This window comes from Haloarchaeobius iranensis (genome assembly GCF_900103505.1).
Lineage (GTDB): Archaea > Halobacteriota > Halobacteria > Halobacteriales > Natrialbaceae > Haloarchaeobius > Haloarchaeobius iranensis.
The window spans coordinates 106,623-121,278 of sequence record NZ_FNIA01000005.1; the positions used below are offsets into that span (position 1 = coordinate 106,623).

General features: G+C 69.4%; 12 protein-coding genes. 6 read left to right on the top strand and 6 right to left on the bottom strand.

The window, feature by feature from the left end; all coding sequences use genetic code 11:
- Positions 1-56 precede the first annotated feature (56 nt).
- The 4 genes from BLT27_RS05860 to BLT27_RS05875 all read right to left on the bottom strand — a co-directional run bounded on the left by BLT27_RS05860 (position 57) and on the right by BLT27_RS05875 (position 4,769).
- A complete protein-coding gene (locus BLT27_RS05860; RefSeq protein WP_089732107.1) occupies positions 57-908 on the bottom strand; it encodes a UbiA family prenyltransferase in 852 nt (283 codons plus the stop codon).
- Positions 909-1,006: 98 nt separating this feature from the next.
- Positions 1,007-2,713: a bacterio-opsin activator domain-containing protein gene (locus BLT27_RS05865; protein ID WP_089732108.1), complete on the bottom strand. Its 1,707-nt coding sequence runs from the start codon at positions 2,711-2,713 to the stop codon at positions 1,007-1,009.
- Between the two features lie 112 nt (positions 2,714-2,825).
- On the bottom strand, positions 2,826-3,947 hold the full coding sequence (locus tag BLT27_RS05870; RefSeq protein WP_089732109.1) for a pyridoxal phosphate-dependent aminotransferase: 1,122 nt from the start codon (positions 3,945-3,947) through the stop codon (positions 2,826-2,828).
- 84 nt (positions 3,948-4,031) lie between these two features.
- A complete protein-coding gene (locus BLT27_RS05875; protein WP_089732110.1) occupies positions 4,032-4,769 on the bottom strand; it encodes a proteasome assembly chaperone family protein in 738 nt (245 codons plus the stop codon).
- Positions 4,770-4,863: 94 nt separating this feature from the next.
- Between BLT27_RS05875 and BLT27_RS05880 the strand changes: the two genes are divergently transcribed.
- Complete coding sequence (locus tag BLT27_RS05880) at positions 4,864-5,790, top strand: RsmB/NOP family class I SAM-dependent RNA methyltransferase (RefSeq protein WP_089732111.1); 927 nt, start codon at positions 4,864-4,866, stop codon at positions 5,788-5,790.
- Positions 5,787-6,290, top strand: coding sequence for a DUF7122 family protein (locus BLT27_RS05885; protein WP_089732112.1), 504 nt, complete (start codon positions 5,787-5,789; stop codon positions 6,288-6,290). Before BLT27_RS05880 ends, BLT27_RS05885 begins: the two co-directional genes overlap by 4 nt.
- A gap of 153 nt (positions 6,291-6,443) precedes the next feature.
- Here the strand turns inward: BLT27_RS05885 and BLT27_RS05890 are convergent, their stop codons facing one another.
- Complete coding sequence (locus BLT27_RS05890; protein ID WP_089732113.1) at positions 6,444-7,961, bottom strand: DUF790 family protein; 1,518 nt, start codon at positions 7,959-7,961, stop codon at positions 6,444-6,446.
- An 89-nt stretch (positions 7,962-8,050) separates the two neighbouring features.
- On the opposite strand from BLT27_RS05890, the gene BLT27_RS05895 reads away from it, so the two are divergent.
- Positions 8,051-8,521, top strand: coding sequence for a hypothetical protein (locus tag BLT27_RS05895; RefSeq protein ID WP_089732114.1), 471 nt, complete (start codon positions 8,051-8,053; stop codon positions 8,519-8,521).
- Here BLT27_RS05895 and BLT27_RS05900 read toward each other — a convergent pair.
- Positions 8,472-9,836 (bottom strand): DEAD/DEAH box helicase, encoded by a 1,365-nt coding sequence (locus tag BLT27_RS05900; protein WP_245707637.1) that lies wholly within the window; start codon positions 9,834-9,836, stop codon positions 8,472-8,474. The genes BLT27_RS05895 and BLT27_RS05900 overlap by 50 nt on opposite strands.
- A 121-nt stretch (positions 9,837-9,957) precedes the next feature.
- Here BLT27_RS05900 and grpE point away from each other — a divergent pair, with 121 nt between their 5' ends.
- The 3 genes from grpE (at position 9,958) to dnaJ (ending at position 14,319) form a co-directional block, all read left to right on the top strand.
- Entirely contained in the window at positions 9,958-10,992 is a 1,035-nt protein-coding gene (gene grpE, locus BLT27_RS20490; RefSeq protein WP_089732116.1) for a nucleotide exchange factor GrpE, read from the top strand.
- A gap of 149 nt (positions 10,993-11,141) precedes the next feature.
- Positions 11,142-13,040: a molecular chaperone DnaK gene (gene dnaK, locus BLT27_RS05910; protein ID WP_089732117.1), complete on the top strand. Its 1,899-nt coding sequence runs from the start codon at positions 11,142-11,144 to the stop codon at positions 13,038-13,040.
- A 103-nt stretch (positions 13,041-13,143) separates the two neighbouring features.
- Positions 13,144-14,319, top strand: coding sequence for a molecular chaperone DnaJ (gene dnaJ / locus BLT27_RS05915; RefSeq protein WP_089732118.1), 1,176 nt, complete (start codon positions 13,144-13,146; stop codon positions 14,317-14,319).
- Positions 14,320-14,656: the final 337 nt, after the last annotated feature.

Here is a 14,656-nt window from a genome sequence, read left to right on the forward strand (position 1 = left end):
CGCAGCGACTGAGACTGCGTTCGGGAGCGCGTCGAGCTCCGCCGCAGTGGGGCCGGTCACGAGAGCGGCTGGTAGTACACCGCGACGAGCAGCACGGCGAGGAACAGGTAGCAGCCCCGCACGAGCAGCATCGTCGCCAGCTCGTCGGTGCCGCGGCGGGCGAACGCTGCGACCGGGACGAACACGAGGACGGCGGCCGCGGCCGACGGCGGGAACACGCTGACGGCGGCGAAGGCGAGCACGGCGACGAGCCCGACCGCCATCAGGCCGAAGGCGACGGTCCGGGCGCGCTCGCGTCCCACGACGACGGCGACGGTTCGCTTGCGGATGGAGCGGTCGTAGTCGTAGTCCTTCGCGTCGTCGATGACCTTCACGCCCGACAGCAGCACGAGGAACACGACGGCGAAGGCGACCGGGACGGCCGCGAAGCCGGCGGTCTGGACGTAGTAGCCGCCGACGATGGCGACCGCGATGCCCAGGGGGTAGCCCGTCGTCGCGGTGACCGGATTCGTGTCGAGCTGTGGCGCGTGGAGGTAGGCGATGAGCCAGCACGGCAGCGTGACGAGCGCAGCGACGGGGTCGACGGACAGCCACAGCGCGCCGAGACAGAGGAGGAACCCGGCGGTCGAGAGCGCGAGGGCGATTCGACAGCCGCGCTCGGTCAGGGGGTGGTCGTCGTCCTCGTCGCGCACGTAGAAGTCGACGTAGCCGTCCTTCACGTGGGCGGTGTAGACCGCGAGGAAGACTGCCACCATGTGAACCGCGCCGAGGACCACGTCGAACTCCCCGGCGAGGACGCTCCCGAACCACGACGCGGCGAGCGGCGGGAGCATGAACACGGGATGGACCTGCGAGGAGAGCGCGCGGGCGTCGGCGACGACTCCGGAGTCGTGCCGGGAGAACGTCATGCGGTATCATTCGGCACCGATACCAATAACTCCGCGGGTGGGCGACGGGGCTGCCGGAGTGATGCAGGAGCCGGGAACACTGGCCGCGCTGGCGGTGCTCAGACCGTCTCGTCGACGAACGACTCCAGCAGCTTGCGCTCGGCGGCGCGGAGGTGCTCGTGGAGTGTCGGCGCGGCGATGTCCATCGCCTCGGCGACCTCCTCGGCGGTGGAGTCGCGCGGCCACTCGTAGTAGCCAGCGGAGTAGGCCGTCTCCAGCGCGGCCTGCTGGCGGTCCGTCAGCCGGTCGCTGAGGCCCTGCCGGAACGACTCCGTGGACTGGACCGACCGCTCGACCTCGCGCTTGGAGACGAGGTCGGTGTCGTCGTACGCCGACTGGACGGCGCCCGCGATGGCCTTCAGGTCGGCGTCGGGCGCGGCCTCGACGACGACGGTCCCGTCGCCGTCCTGCACGTCGAACGACCGGACGGTCGCGCCGACGGCCGAGAGCGTCTCGATTGCGGCCTCGGTCACGGAGAGCTCGAGCAGCGATTCGTCGCCGCCCGCCACGAGCCGTGCGTTCGCGATGGCGTCCAGTTCGGCCGCGAGGGCGAGGGCCTCCTCGCCGTCGCCCCCGACGAGGTCGACGAAGCACGTCAGCCCGGACTCGTCGTTCGAGGCGATGCCACGTAGCGAGAGCTCGCCGCCGGTCTCGGTCGCGATGCGGACGAGCGGGTCCGACCGGTCGCCGTGGCGGAACTCCAGCTCGGCGACGGTGTCCGCGAGCAGGAGGCGGCGCTGCTCGACGGCCGTGATGCCGTTGGCGATGCGCGCGCCGAGCTGGGCGAACACGTCGGTCTCGTGGTCGCTGATGGTGTGGTCCGACGCCGTCCCGACGACGAGCGCACCGTAGGACTTCTCGCGGTAGGACAGCGGCGTGACGAGGACGACGCCGTCCTCGAACCCGTCCAGAGCCACGTCGGGGTCGGGCAGCAGCTTGAGCTCGCCGTCGTCGACCGCCGACTCGACGCCGCCGGCGAGCTCGTCTCCCGCGATGTCGGCGTCCCCGGCCACCGGGCCGGCGGCCTCACGGAGCCTCACACCCCGGCTGTGGTCGGTGTACTCCACGACCAGCGAGGCGCGGTACGGTTCGGTCCCGACGACGGCCTCGCAGACCGCGGCGTCGATGGCCTCCCGGGTGTCGGCGTCGACCAGCGCCCGGTCCACGCGTCGGATGACGCGGTTGACGGTCGTCAGTCGCTCGAGCTGCTGTTCGCGCTGTGCGATCGCCTCCTCGTTCGCCTCGTACGACTCGTCCAGTTCGCTCTGGAGTTCGACGAGCTGGTCCTCGTCGCGGAGCGCCTCCCGTTCGCGAGTCGACAGCGCGGCTTCGGTCGCCTCCAGCGCGAAGTACTCGCGGACCTCCTCGGAGAAGTCCGAGCGCGCGAGCAGCTCGTCCGCGGTGTCGACCACGTCGTCGCGGTCGACCGGCTTCACGAGGTACTCGTCGAACGGCATGTCGACGATGTCGGTGTCCGGGGCGACGGCGGTCATCATCGCCACCGGGAACTCGTAGCCCTCCTCGCGGAGGACGTCGAGCGTCTCGTCGCCGGACTTGCGGGGCATCCGGCGGTCGAGGAGCACGAGGTCGACCTCGTCGTCGACCGCCTCGAGTGCGTCCTCCCCGCTGTAGGCCGTCCGGACGCGGTAGTCGTCGTCCTCCAGCCAGTATCGACACGTGTCCGCGAGGTCCTCGTCGTCGTCCACAACGAGGACTGTGGGTCGAGAGGCCCCCACCTCTGCGTCCCGCGACAGGTTCGTTGCCATTGGCGATGCGTATGGGTCCGACGCGCAAATGGAGTCGGACCTAAACAGTTTGGCTCGGCCGCGGAGGGGACGACGAGTCGACGAAAACGGTTGTTCGTGGCGTGCGCGCGGCTCAGCGGACTGCCTCGGTCGCTTCGCGCATCACGTCCAGCGCCTCCTCGAGCTCCTCCGTACTCGTCGCGTAGGAGATACGGGCGTACCCCTCGCCGTGCTCGCCGAACGCCTCGCCGGGGACGACGACGACCCCGCGGTCGAGCACCTCGTCGACCCAGCCGTCGGGCACCTTCGGCATGACGTAGAACGCGCCCTTCGGCTCCGGCACTTCGAGCCCCATATCGGTGAGGCCGTCGACGACGAGGTCGCGGCGCTCCTCGAACGTGGCGACCATCTCGTCGACGACGTCCTGCGGGCCGTCGATGGCGCCCTCGGCGGCGTACTGCGCCGGGGCCGACGCGCAGGCCTGCACGTACTGGTGGACGCGGAGCATCCGCTCGATGCGCTCGTTCGAGCCGACCACCCAGCCGAGCCGCCAGCCGGTCATCGAGTACGTCTTCGAGCAGGCGGAGACGACGACGACGTTGCCGGAGTCGGTGTACTCCATCGGGGAGTGGTGCTCGCCGTCGAAGACGATGTGCTCGTACACCTCGTCGGAGACACAGAGCACGTCGTGCTCCTCGGCGATGCGGGCGAACTCCCGCATGTCCGCCTCGGACTGGACCGCGCCGGTCGGGTTGCCGGGGCTGTTGACGATGAACGCCGCGGTGTCCTCGGTGATGTGCTCCTCGACCGTCGCCGGGTCGAGCGTGAGGTCCTCGCGGAGCGGCACCGGCTTCGGCTCGCCGCCAGCGACGTGGGTGAGCGCCTCGTACGCGACGAAGCCGGGGTCGGGGTAGATGACCTCGTCGCCCTGGTCGACGTGGGCCTCCATGACGAGGTGCAGGGCCTCGGAGCCGCCGGCGGTCGCGATGATGTCCTCGGGCTCGACCGCGAGGCCGCGGTCGCGCTCGAACTTCGCCGAGATGCTCTCGCGGAGCGACTCGGTGCCCTTGTTCGAGGTGTAGGCGTCGGTCTTGCCCTCCTGGATGGCCTCGACGGCCGCCGAGCGCGCGTGCTCGGGCGTCGGGAAGTCGGGCTGTCCGAGGCCAAGGTTGATGGCGTCCTCGCCGGCCGCCTCGAATACCTCGCGGATGCCACTGATACTGACCTGTTCGACCCGGTTCGAGAACTCGGTCATACACCAACCAGCGTAGCGATTGCGGATAACTCTTGATGTGATTCGTGATATCGATTCACACCGCAGTCGGCCAGCGCGGCCGGGCTACTGGTACATCCGGAGCGGCTGTGCCTTCGAGCTCTCCTCGTCTTTCGCCTGGCGCATCTTCTCGGCGAGCTTCTCCTTCTGTTTGCGTATCTCTTCGGCGCGGTCGACCAGCTCGGAGATATCGACCTCGATGCCGGTCAGCGGGCCGATGCCGTGCTCGATGAGGACGCGTGCCGCCTCGGGGTCGGGGAACCGCTCGTTCGACTGCACTACGAGGCCGACGCCGTCGAGGCCGACCTCCCCGGCCTCGTTGAGGAACGCACCGGTCGGTCCGCTGACGACACCGTTCTCCGGTGGCAGGTCGATGTCGAGCTCCTCGAGCAGCCCCCCCGCGTCGCCCGTCGAGATTCCGAACAGCTCCGGCACACCCGACTTCTCGGCGGGGAGGCCGCTGAGGAAGACTGGCGTGATGTCCTCGTCCGTCAGCCAGCCGACCAAGCAGTCCGCGAACTCGGAGACGGCGGCGGCGTTCACCGGGATGTCGCTCTGGAGGGCGACGAGGTCCTCGTCGGGTGCCGCGTAGATCCTGACCGGCGGGAGCAGTTCGCGCTCGCCCTCGTGGTAGACGCTGATGGGGGCGAGGCTGTCGCAGTGGACCGTCCCGTACAGCTCCATGTCGAACTCCTCGACGAGGTGGTCGGTCGCTATCTTCCCGACGAGGCCGACGCCGGGCATCCCTTCGACGAGCATCGCTCCGTCGACGTCCATCTCCGCGTGCTGTTTGATGTGTCCCATATCTGGACCGACACACCGACGTGAAGTAAAAGCTCCCCACCAGTGCGTCGGCCGTTCGAAACCGACAAACCGTTCGCCCGCGAACCCGTGCTCGATGGAGCCATTCGAGCGGTACCGGGATGTCGTCGACGACTTCGAGGCGTTCATCGACGCCTGTCGTCGCTCGCTCCCGATGGCGGTCCGCGTGAACACGCTGAAGGCGACGCCAGAGCAGGTCGAGCGCGCGTTCGACGAGGCGGGCGTCGGCTACGAGCGCGCCGACTGGCACCCCCACGTCGTGCGCGTCGAGACGGACACACCGGGAGCGACCTGGCCGAGCATCCACGGCTGGGTCCACGGGCAGGAGGAGGTCTCGACCATCCCGGGGACCGTCCTCGCGCCGGAGCCGGGCGACCGCGTCCTCGACGCCTGCGCGGCCCCGGGGAGCAAGGCGACCCAGCTCGCTGCCGAGATGGACGATGCGGGCACGCTCGTCGCCAACGACAACAACCTCGGCCGGCTCTCCGCGCTCCGGTTCAACTGCGAGCGCCTCGGCGTCACCAACGTCGCGGTCACGAACCGCGACGCGCGGAACTTCTCGCTGAAGCCCTTCGCCGCCGGGGGCGAACACGAGGGGCCACAGTTCGACCGCGTCCTCGTCGACGCGCCCTGCTCCTGTGAGGGCACCATCCGGAAGAACCCGGACGCCCTCGACGGCTGGAGCGAGGACCACGTCGCCGGCATCGCGGGCGTCCAGAAGGGCATCCTCCGCCGGGCCATCCAGGTCACCCGCGACGGCGGGCAGGTCGTCTACTCCACCTGCACGTTCGCCCCCGAGGAGAACGAGGCCGTCCTCGACCACGTCCTCGAGAGAGAGGACTGCCGCCTCGTCGACTACGACCTCGCGCTCGAACACGACGACGGGCTCACAGAGTGGCGCGACACCGAGTTCGACCCGCAGGTTGCGAAGGCAAAGCGCGTCTACCCCCACCAGAACGACACGGGGGGGTTCTTCACCGCGAAACTGGAGGTGAGCGCATGAGCGAGAACGACGGGCAGCGCTTCGACCGTCTCCCAGCGACCGCCGCGGAGCGCGAGGTCGACGGCCGGGCGACCCGCGAGGAGGTCGTGGACTGGTGGGCGGACCGGTTCGGCATCTCCCCGGAGACGTTCGACGACCACACGTTCTGGGAGAAGGGCGCGGGCAAGATCTGGATCTTCGCGGGCGACGCGCCGAGCCCGATCACCATCGAGGGGCTCGGGATGACGTTCCTCCGCACGCGACAGGAACACTGGAAGCCGACGACCGACGCCGTCCAGCGGTTCGGTCGCCTCGCCACGAAGAACGTGTTCGAGCTGACCGACGAGCAGGCCGAGCGCTTCGTCGACGGGCAGGACCAGGAGATCCCCTACGACGGCGACTGGGGCTACGTCATCGCCGCCCACGAGCTAGCGGGCGAGCGCGAGCCAATCGGCGTCGGACTCTACGTCTACGGCGAGCTCAAGTCGACGGTGCCGAAGGGGCGACAGCGGTCGGTCTGAGCCTTTTTACCCGAACACGCACCCAGACGGGGCGTGACCTGACCACACGCCGCGCGACGGCCGAGGCGGGTGCGTGACGCACCGTCGCGCGAGCTGCTGCGTCGCCTGTTCGCCACCCAGCGGTTAGGCAGCGACGGCTCGGGCCCCGTCCGCTTACGCTCCGTCCGTCTCGCGCACCGTCCCCCCGCCAAGTCCGGCCCACTCGACCCGGTACCCCAGGTGCGAGAGCGTCGCGCTCGCGTCGTCCAGTCCGAACTCGTCGAGCACCGCCTCTGCCTCGTCGAGCGCCATCCCCGTCTCGATGCGCTGGCCGACCGCGTCGAGCACTGCCTGCCGCACGAGCGTCCGCCCGACGCGCTCGTGCTCGGGAGACGACTTGCCCTCGACCGCGCCCTCGCTGACGCCGTGGCGGTCAGCGAGTGCCGACAGCGTCACCACGTCGTCGTCCGGCAGGAGTTCGGCCGGTAGCTCCTCCGCCGCGCTCGCGACCAGCTCGTCCTCGTAGCGCCGGAGCGCGTCGCGGACGTCCTTCACCCGGATGGACCCCGAGTAGGTGATGACGCGGTGGTCCATCGCTGCGATCTCCTCGCCGACGCCGAGCGACTCGTCCACCGCGACGAGCATCTCCACGTCCTCCAGCTCGTCGAGTTGGGCGAGCTTCTTGGCGACGTACTCTGGCGTCCAGAACCCCATCACCTCGAAGTAGACACGGAACTCGTCGTCGCCGGGCCGCCAGTCGAACGCGAAGTCCGGGATCATCACCCGCGAGCCGGTCGCGAGCGGTTCGGGCTCGCGGACGATGTCCCAGTCCAGCCCGAGCGACTCGAACCGCGTCGCCACGTCGCGCTCGACCTCGCTGTCGAACTGGACCTCGGCGACCGGTTCGGTGCCGGGCACCCGAACCGGATCGTCGTCCGTCAGCACCAGTTCCCGCTCGGTGCCGTGGTCGTCGATGGTCGCCGACAGTCGCCAGTCGTCGGTCTTCGCGACGGTGCGGAGCAGCCGGGCGAACCGGGTCCCGTAGCGGCGCGACCGTCGAAACAGCGCGTCGGGGCCGGTGACGACGACCTCGCGGCCGTCGTCGGTCCGGTGTATCTCGTACAGCAGGCGGAGGCGCTTGACCGCCGAGACGAGCGCCTTCGGGTCCGACGAGCGCACCCGTACCTCGGTCGCGTCGAACAGCGCCGTCTGTGCGAGCGAGAGGTTGTACTGCGCGACGAGTTCGGGTGGCGACCAGGGCGGGTCGACGCTCGCGAGTACCTGCCGGTCCTCGAGGTCGGCGTAGAGCGACCTGGCGAGGTCGGCGGCGGCGACGCCACGGGCCGTCGCCGCCCGTGTAAGTGCCTCGTCGCGCTCCGCGGCGGTAACGACGCCGACGGTTTCGGCGGCCTCGAACGCCGCTCGCCGGGCGCGCTCCGGCTCGACCGGGGCGCGTGTCTCGAACGCCGTCTCCCGTTCGATGAGCTTCGCGAACCCGCGGACGAGCTTGAAGTCCGGCGCGTCGGCCTCCAGTTCGGCGAGCACGTCCTGGAGGTCCCCGCGCTGTTCCCCGACGTGGCCCTGGAACACACCGAGCGTGCGCGCCACGAGTTCCTCGTGCTCCGGGCGGGCGAACTGCGGGTGGTAGCCGCCGCCGGCGCGTGACACCCGGAGCAGGTCCTTCGTCAGCATCGTCCGTTCATGGGAGCCGGGCAGTGAAAAGCGCCACTCCCCGACCGGAGTCACAAAGGTTTCGTACCGACCCATCGAAGCCGCGCTCGATGCGACGGCGTGCCCTCTGCCGGAGCCTCGTCACCGGAGCCGTGCTGCTCACGGGCTGTAGCCGCCGCCCTGGCGACCAGCCCGGCGCGGACCATCGGCCGCCCGAGACCGAGCCGCCGGTGCCGACGACCGACGACGTCACCGATGCGACGGCCGAACCCACACGACGGCTCGGTGAGGGCCTCTCGGTCGGACTGGAGACCGACGAGAGCGACGACCAGTTCCTCGCGACCGCGGTGGTGGCCAACAACCGGGAGGCGATGGTCGACCTGACGCTCGTGGCGGTCTGGACGCGTGACGGGGAACGGGTCGAACGGGAGCGTCGAGTGCGGCTCGCTGCCGGGGCGACGGGCCGGTTCGAGTTCACGTTCGACCGGGTCGGCTCCATCTCCTTCGAGTGGCGCGAGCTGGCGGGGAGTGCTACCCCCGACGGCGGCTCGCGACGCGCTCCTCGGCGGTCTCGGCGCTGACGAGTTCGTACAGCAGCGCGCGGCCCCCATCGGCTTTCGGTCGGAGGATGCGCCCGAGTCGCTGAGTGAACTCCCGCTCGCTCCCGCTGCCGGAGAGGATGACGGCGACGTTCGCGTCGGGCACGTCGACGCCCTCGTCGAGGACGTTCGAGGTGACGACCCGGGAGTAGCTGCCGTCGCGGAACCTCTCGAGCACCTCGCGTCGCTCGCCCGTCCCGGTCTCGTGCGTGATGGTCGGGATCAGGAACCGCTCGGAGATGTCGTACGCGAGCTCGTTGTGCGCCGTGAAGACGATGATGCGGTCCTCGCGGTGGTCGTCGAGGATGGCCTCGAGCGCGTCGACCTTCGCCTGGCTGCCCATCATGATGCGGCGGGCGCGCTGCTTCGCCAGCAGCGCCTCGCGTGCCTCGGGGTCGGTGCCGGAGCGCTTGACCAGCTCCTGGTAGTCGCTCCCGCTGGTGAACCGGATGTTGCTGCGGGCGAGGTAGTCGGTGAACGTGGACTGGTGGTCCTCGTAGCGCTCGCGCTCTTCGGGGGTGAGCTCGACGGTGAGCCGCTTCACGTCGTAGCTGGCGAGGTGGTCGCCGGCGAGGTCGTCGGCAGTGAGGCGATAGACGAGCGGGCCGACGAGGTCCGCGATGACCTCGTGAGCGTCGTCTGGGCGCTCGAAGGTCGCGGTGAGACCCATCCGGGCGGGTGCGGCGAGCAGGCTGCCGATGTCGCGGTAGCCCTCGCCGCCGAGGTGGTGGACCTCGTCGAAGACGACGAGGCCGAAGCGGTCGCCGACATCGGCCGCCTTGAGGTACGCCGAGTCGTAGGTCGAGACGGTCAGCACCTCCTCGCGTTGCTCGCCGCCGCCGAACTGCCCGACTGGCACGTCGAACTCGCGCTCGAGTTCGGTACGCCACTGGTGGACCAGGTCGAGCGTGGGAACGACGACGAGCGTCGGCGTCCGGAGTCGCTCGATGGCACCGATCGCGACGACCGTCTTGCCGCTGCCCGTCGGAAGTTCGATACAGCCGCGGTTCGGGAGGGGCTCGTCGCCGTCACCCCCTGCTGCCCACGCGTCGAGCGCATCCTGCTGGTAGCTGCGGAGCTCGTAGTCGGACCCGAGGTCGGGCACCGGGTCGAGGGTGAGCACGTGGTCGTCGACCGCGCGGTCGTGGCTGGCGAGCCAGTCGCGAACCGCGGCGTACCGGTGCGCTGGCGCGCGACCGGTGTCGCTTCGGGCGTCGTACTCGACGTCTGGTATCTCGTCGAACCCGTCGCTCTCGACCCGCAGCGTGCCGTCCTCGAAGCGGAGCGAGACCGTCACTGGCTGGTGATTGCCGCCCGGTCGAGTTACGTGTTCCGGGTGGGTGGCTGACCGCCGACTTCGGCTGCCTCCCTCGCCGCGTACCTGAACCCTTTTGGTCACCCACTGGTTTGTTTCGCACATGGACGAAGACGAGGATACGGAGCAGTCGACCCCGGAGCAGGGGTCGGCAGCCGCAGACGAGCCGCCGGAGTCGCCTCCGGAGGAAGTCGAGGAACCCACTGACGACGCGGCGGTCGACGAGGATGGGACCGCCGACGCGTCGGCCGAGTCCGACGCGCAAACGCCCCCGGAGGAACCAGGACCCGAAGGCGCGCACGCGGCCGCCGACGAAGCGGAGTCGGAACCGGACGAGGGTGCGGACGCCGCCGCGTCGGACGAGCGGGCCCAGCCAGCGGGCTCGCCCGTCGGTGAGGACCTCGTCGAGCGCGCCAGCCAGTACGAGGAGGAGCTCGGGGCCGAGGTGGCGGCGCTCGTCGAGCGGGCGTTCGAGCTGAAGGACGACGCGGACGACCTGCGTCGCCGGGTCGACGAGCTGGAGGGCGAGGTCGAGGACCTCGAAGACGAGCGCGAGGACCTGAAACAGCGTCTCGTCCGGAAGCAGGCGGACTTCAAGAACTACAAGGAGCGTTCGAAGAAGAAGCAGGACCAGATTCGAGAGCGCGCCACGGAGGACCTCGTCGAGCGACTCCTCCCGGTTCGCGACAACCTCACCCGCGCGCTCGACCAGAAGGGCGAGGACGCGGACATCCGCGAGGGCGTCGAGGCGACGCTGCGTGACTTCGACCGCGTCCTGGAGGACGAGAACGTCGAGGAGGTCGTCCCGTCGGCGGGCGACGAGGTCGACCCACAGCGCCACGAAGTGATGGTGCGGGTCGACAGCGAGCTCCCCGAGGGCGAGATCGTCGACGTCTACCGGCCGGGGTACGAGATGGCCGACAAGGTCATCCAGACCGCGCAGGTGACCGTGAGCAACGGTGCCGACCACGAGCCCGACGAGGCGGTCGCTCTGGGCGGCGAAGTCGAGCAGGACGACGCGTCGGAGGAGTCGACCGACGACGCGTCGGAGGCCTCGGCCGACGAGGGGACAGGGTCGGCAGACGACGAGAAGGCACCGGCGGAGGAGGAAGCCGCCGCGGGCGACAACCGGCACTGACGGCGGTCAGCGGCCGGAAGCGTAAAGCCAACCCCGACAAACGCGAAAATTAGCTTTACGGCCGGCATGCTGGCGAGCAACGGCTTTAATTCGTTGGAGAGTCGAGTAAAGCAAGTTTTAAAACCTCAAGCGAGTTAGTAGACCTTAACATGGCGAGCAACAAGATAATCGGAATCGACCTTGGGACGACCAACTCCGCGTTCGCGGTGATGGAAGGTGGCGATCCGGAGATCATCGTCAACAGCGAGGGCAACCGGACGACGCCCTCGGTCGTCGCGTTCACCGACGACGGCGAGCGCCTGGTCGGCAAACCGGCGAAGAACCAGGCGATCCAGAACCCCGAGCGCACCATCGCGTCCATCAAGCGGCACATGGGCGAGGACGACTACACGGTCGAGATCGACGGCGAGGACTACACACCGGAGGAGATCTCGGCGATGATCCTCGGGAAGCTCAAGCGCGACGCCGAGGAGTACCTCGGCGAGGAGGTCGAGAAGGCCGTCATCACGGTACCGGCGTACTTCAGCGACCGCCAGCGCCAGGCGACCAAGGACGCCGGCGAGATCGCCGGCTTCGAGGTCGAGCGCATCATCAACGAGCCGACGGCCGCCGCGATGGCGTACGGGCTCGACGACGACTCCGACCAGACCGTCCTCGTGTACGACCTCGGGGGCGGCACGTTCGACGTCTCCATCCTCGACCTGGGCGGCGGCGTCTACGAGGTCGTCGCCACGAACGGCGACAACGACCTCGGTGGCGACGACTGGGACGAGGCCATCATCGACTGGCTCGCCGACGAGTTCGAGGACGACCACGGCATCGACCTGCGCGAGGACCGCCAGGCGCTCCAGCGTCTGAAGGACGCCGCCGAGGAAGCGAAGATCGAGCTCTCCAGCCGGAAGGAGACGGAGATCAACCTCCCGTTCATCACGGCGACCGACGACGGCCCCATCCACCTCGAGAAGTCGGTGACGCGGGCGAAGTTCGAGAACCTCACGCAGGACCTCATCGAGCGCACCGTCGAACCGACCGAGCAGGCGCTCGACGACGCGAACTACGACAAGGGCGACATCGACGAGGTGCTGCTCGTCGGTGGCTCCACCCGGATGCCCCAGGTCAAGGAGAAGGTCTCCGAGCTCATCGGGCAGGAGCCCAAGAAGAACGTCAACCCCGACGAGGCGGTCGCGCTCGGCGCGGCCATCCAGGGGGGCGTGCTCGGCGGCGAGGTCGACGACATCGTCCTGCTCGACGTGACGCCGCTCTCGCTGGGTATCGAGGTCAAGGGTGGCCTGTTCGAGCGTCTCATCGAGAAGAACACGACCATCCCGACCGAGGAGTCGAAGATCTTCACCACGGCCGCGGACAACCAGACGTCCGTGCAGGTCCGCGTGTTCCAGGGCGAGCGCGAGATGGCCGAGGACAACGAGCTGCTCGGTGAGTTCCACCTGACCGGCATCCCGCCGGCGCCGGCCGGAACGCCGCAGATCGAGGTCACCTTCAGCATCGACGAGAACGGCATCGTCAACGTCTCCGCCGAGGACAAGGGCTCGGGCAACCGCGAGGACATCACCATCGAGGGTGGTGCGGGCCTCTCGGACGCCGAGATCGACCAGATGCAGGCCGAGGCCGAGGAGCACGCCGAGGAGGACCGCAAGCGCCGCGAGCGCATCGAGGCGAAGAACAACGCCGAGGCGACGCTCCAGCGCGCCGAGACGCTGCTCGAGGAGAACGAGGACGCCGTCGACGACGACCTCCGCGAGACCATCGAGGCCGAGATGGACGAGGTCGAGGCGGTCATCTCCGACGACGACGCGAGCAAGGAGGAGATCGAGGACGCAGCCGAGTCGCTCTCGACGGAGCTGCAGGAGATCGGCAAGCAGATGTACGAGGGCGCGGCGGCTGCGGGCGGTGCCGGCGCCGCGGGCGGCGCAGCAGGCCCCGGCGGTGCGGCGGGCCCCGGCGGCGCAGCCCCCGGCGGTGACGCGGCCGAGGACGACGAGGAGTACGTCGACGCCGACTTCGAGGACGTCGACGACGACGAGGAGTAAGGAGTCGAATCCGACGACGGCGCCGCCGTCGTCTCCCACGGGGACGCTCGCCAGCCGAACCCGTTCTTTTCAAGTGTTCCAATCCGCTACAGTGTGATAACCAATGAGTGAGGACTTCTACGACGTTCTCGGTGTCGGCAGGGACGCGTCCGAGGACGAGATCAAGCAGGCCTACCGGAAGAAGGCCGCCGAGTACCACCCGGACGTGTCCGATGCGGAGGACGCCGAGGAGAAGTTCAAGCAGGTGAAGAAGGCGAAGGAGGTCCTCACCGACGACCAGAAGCGCCAGGCGTACGACCGCCTCGGCCACGAGCGCTTCGAGCAGGCCGAGAAGCGCGGTGGCTTCGACCAGGGCGCTGGCGGCGGTGCGGGCGGCTTCGGCGGCGGTCGCGGTGGGGACCCCTTCGGCGGTCAGGGAGGTATGGGCGGCATCAACGACATCTTCGAGCAGTTCTTCGGCGGCGGCCAGGGCGGCCAGCGCGGGCAGAGCCGCGGGCCACAGCCCGGCCGCGACCTCCGGACCCAGATCAGCCTCGACCTCGAGGAGGTGTACGAGGGCGTCGAGAAGCAGGTGACGATATCTCGGCCCGCGCACTGCGACACGTGCGAGGGCGAGGGTCACCCGCCGGACGCCGACGTCGAGACCTGTCCCGAGTGCAACGGCCAGGGTCGGGTCACGCGCGTCCAGCAGACCCCTCTCGGGCGGGTCCAGCAGACCCAGACCTGTCGCCGCTGCGAGGGCGAGGGCGAGCTGTACGACGAGCAGTGTGCGGACTGCGGCGGCGACGGCGTCGTCGCGGAGGAGGCCTCCCTCTCCGTCGAGATTCCCCCGGGCGTGCAGCACGGCCAGACCATCCGGATGGGTGGCGAGGGCGCGGTCGGCGAGCCCGGCGGGCCACGTGGCGACCTCATCATCGAGGTCAGCGTCGCCGACCACGACGACTTCGAGCGCGAGGGCGACGACCTCTACTACCGGCTCCCCGTCTCGTTCCCGCAGGCGGTCTTCGGCGACACCGTCGAGATAGAGACCCTCGGCGGCCGCGTCGAACTGGAGATCCCCGAGGGCACCCAGAGCGGCGAGACCTTCCGCCTGCGCGGCAAGGGGATGCCGCACCTGCGTCGCCGAGGCGAGGGGGACATGTTCGTCCAGGTCCACGTGGTGACGCCGTCGGACCTGAACGAGGAGCAGCGCGAGGCGCTGGAGGCGTTCGCCGAAGCCGGCGGCGAGGACATCGAGGTGAAGAAGGGGTTCTTCGAGAAGATCGAGAGCTTCTTCTGAACATATCCGGGTGGATCGTTTCGGGTGTTGGTTGTGTCGTTCTCGGTTCGGTAAGCCGGTTAGTCGCGGGAATCCCTGGCGACGACAACAGCCAGAAAGCCCCGGCGAACGTGAGGCCCCCTTGGGACCGCAGACAGCCAGAAAGCCCCGAGGCGCTGGAGTCGGGGGACTCGCGCGGTCCTCGCTCCGCTGCGGTCCTTGCGTCGTCCGCCTTCCTCCAGCGCCTCGCCCCTTTCAGTCCCAGCGTCGGAGCAAGCTCCGACGAGCCCCCGTTCGCTCGCAGGCTCGCTCACGGGGATACCCCGCACAGCACCGCACCTCGTACCTCCCCAGCCGA

Coding starts and splice junctions, on each gene's coding strand:
- BLT27_RS05860 (WP_089732107.1), bottom strand. CDS start 908: ATGACGTTCTCCCGGCACGACTCCGGAGTCGTCGCCGACGCCCGCGCG.
- BLT27_RS05865 (WP_089732108.1), bottom strand. CDS start 2,713: ATGGCAACGAACCTGTCGCGGGACGCAGAGGTGGGGGCCTCTCGACCC.
- BLT27_RS05870 (WP_089732109.1), bottom strand. CDS start 3,947: ATGACCGAGTTCTCGAACCGGGTCGAACAGGTCAGTATCAGTGGCATC.
- BLT27_RS05875 (WP_089732110.1), bottom strand. CDS start 4,769: ATGGGACACATCAAACAGCACGCGGAGATGGACGTCGACGGAGCGATG.
- BLT27_RS05880 (WP_089732111.1), top strand. CDS start 4,864: ATGGAGCCATTCGAGCGGTACCGGGATGTCGTCGACGACTTCGAGGCG.
- BLT27_RS05885 (WP_089732112.1), top strand. CDS start 5,787: ATGAGCGAGAACGACGGGCAGCGCTTCGACCGTCTCCCAGCGACCGCC.
- BLT27_RS05890 (WP_089732113.1), bottom strand. CDS start 7,961: ATGCTGACGAAGGACCTGCTCCGGGTGTCACGCGCCGGCGGCGGCTAC.
- BLT27_RS05895 (WP_089732114.1), top strand. CDS start 8,051: ATGCGACGGCGTGCCCTCTGCCGGAGCCTCGTCACCGGAGCCGTGCTG.
- grpE (WP_089732116.1), top strand. CDS start 9,958: ATGGACGAAGACGAGGATACGGAGCAGTCGACCCCGGAGCAGGGGTCG.
- dnaK (WP_089732117.1), top strand. CDS start 11,142: ATGGCGAGCAACAAGATAATCGGAATCGACCTTGGGACGACCAACTCC.
- dnaJ (WP_089732118.1), top strand. CDS start 13,144: ATGAGTGAGGACTTCTACGACGTTCTCGGTGTCGGCAGGGACGCGTCC.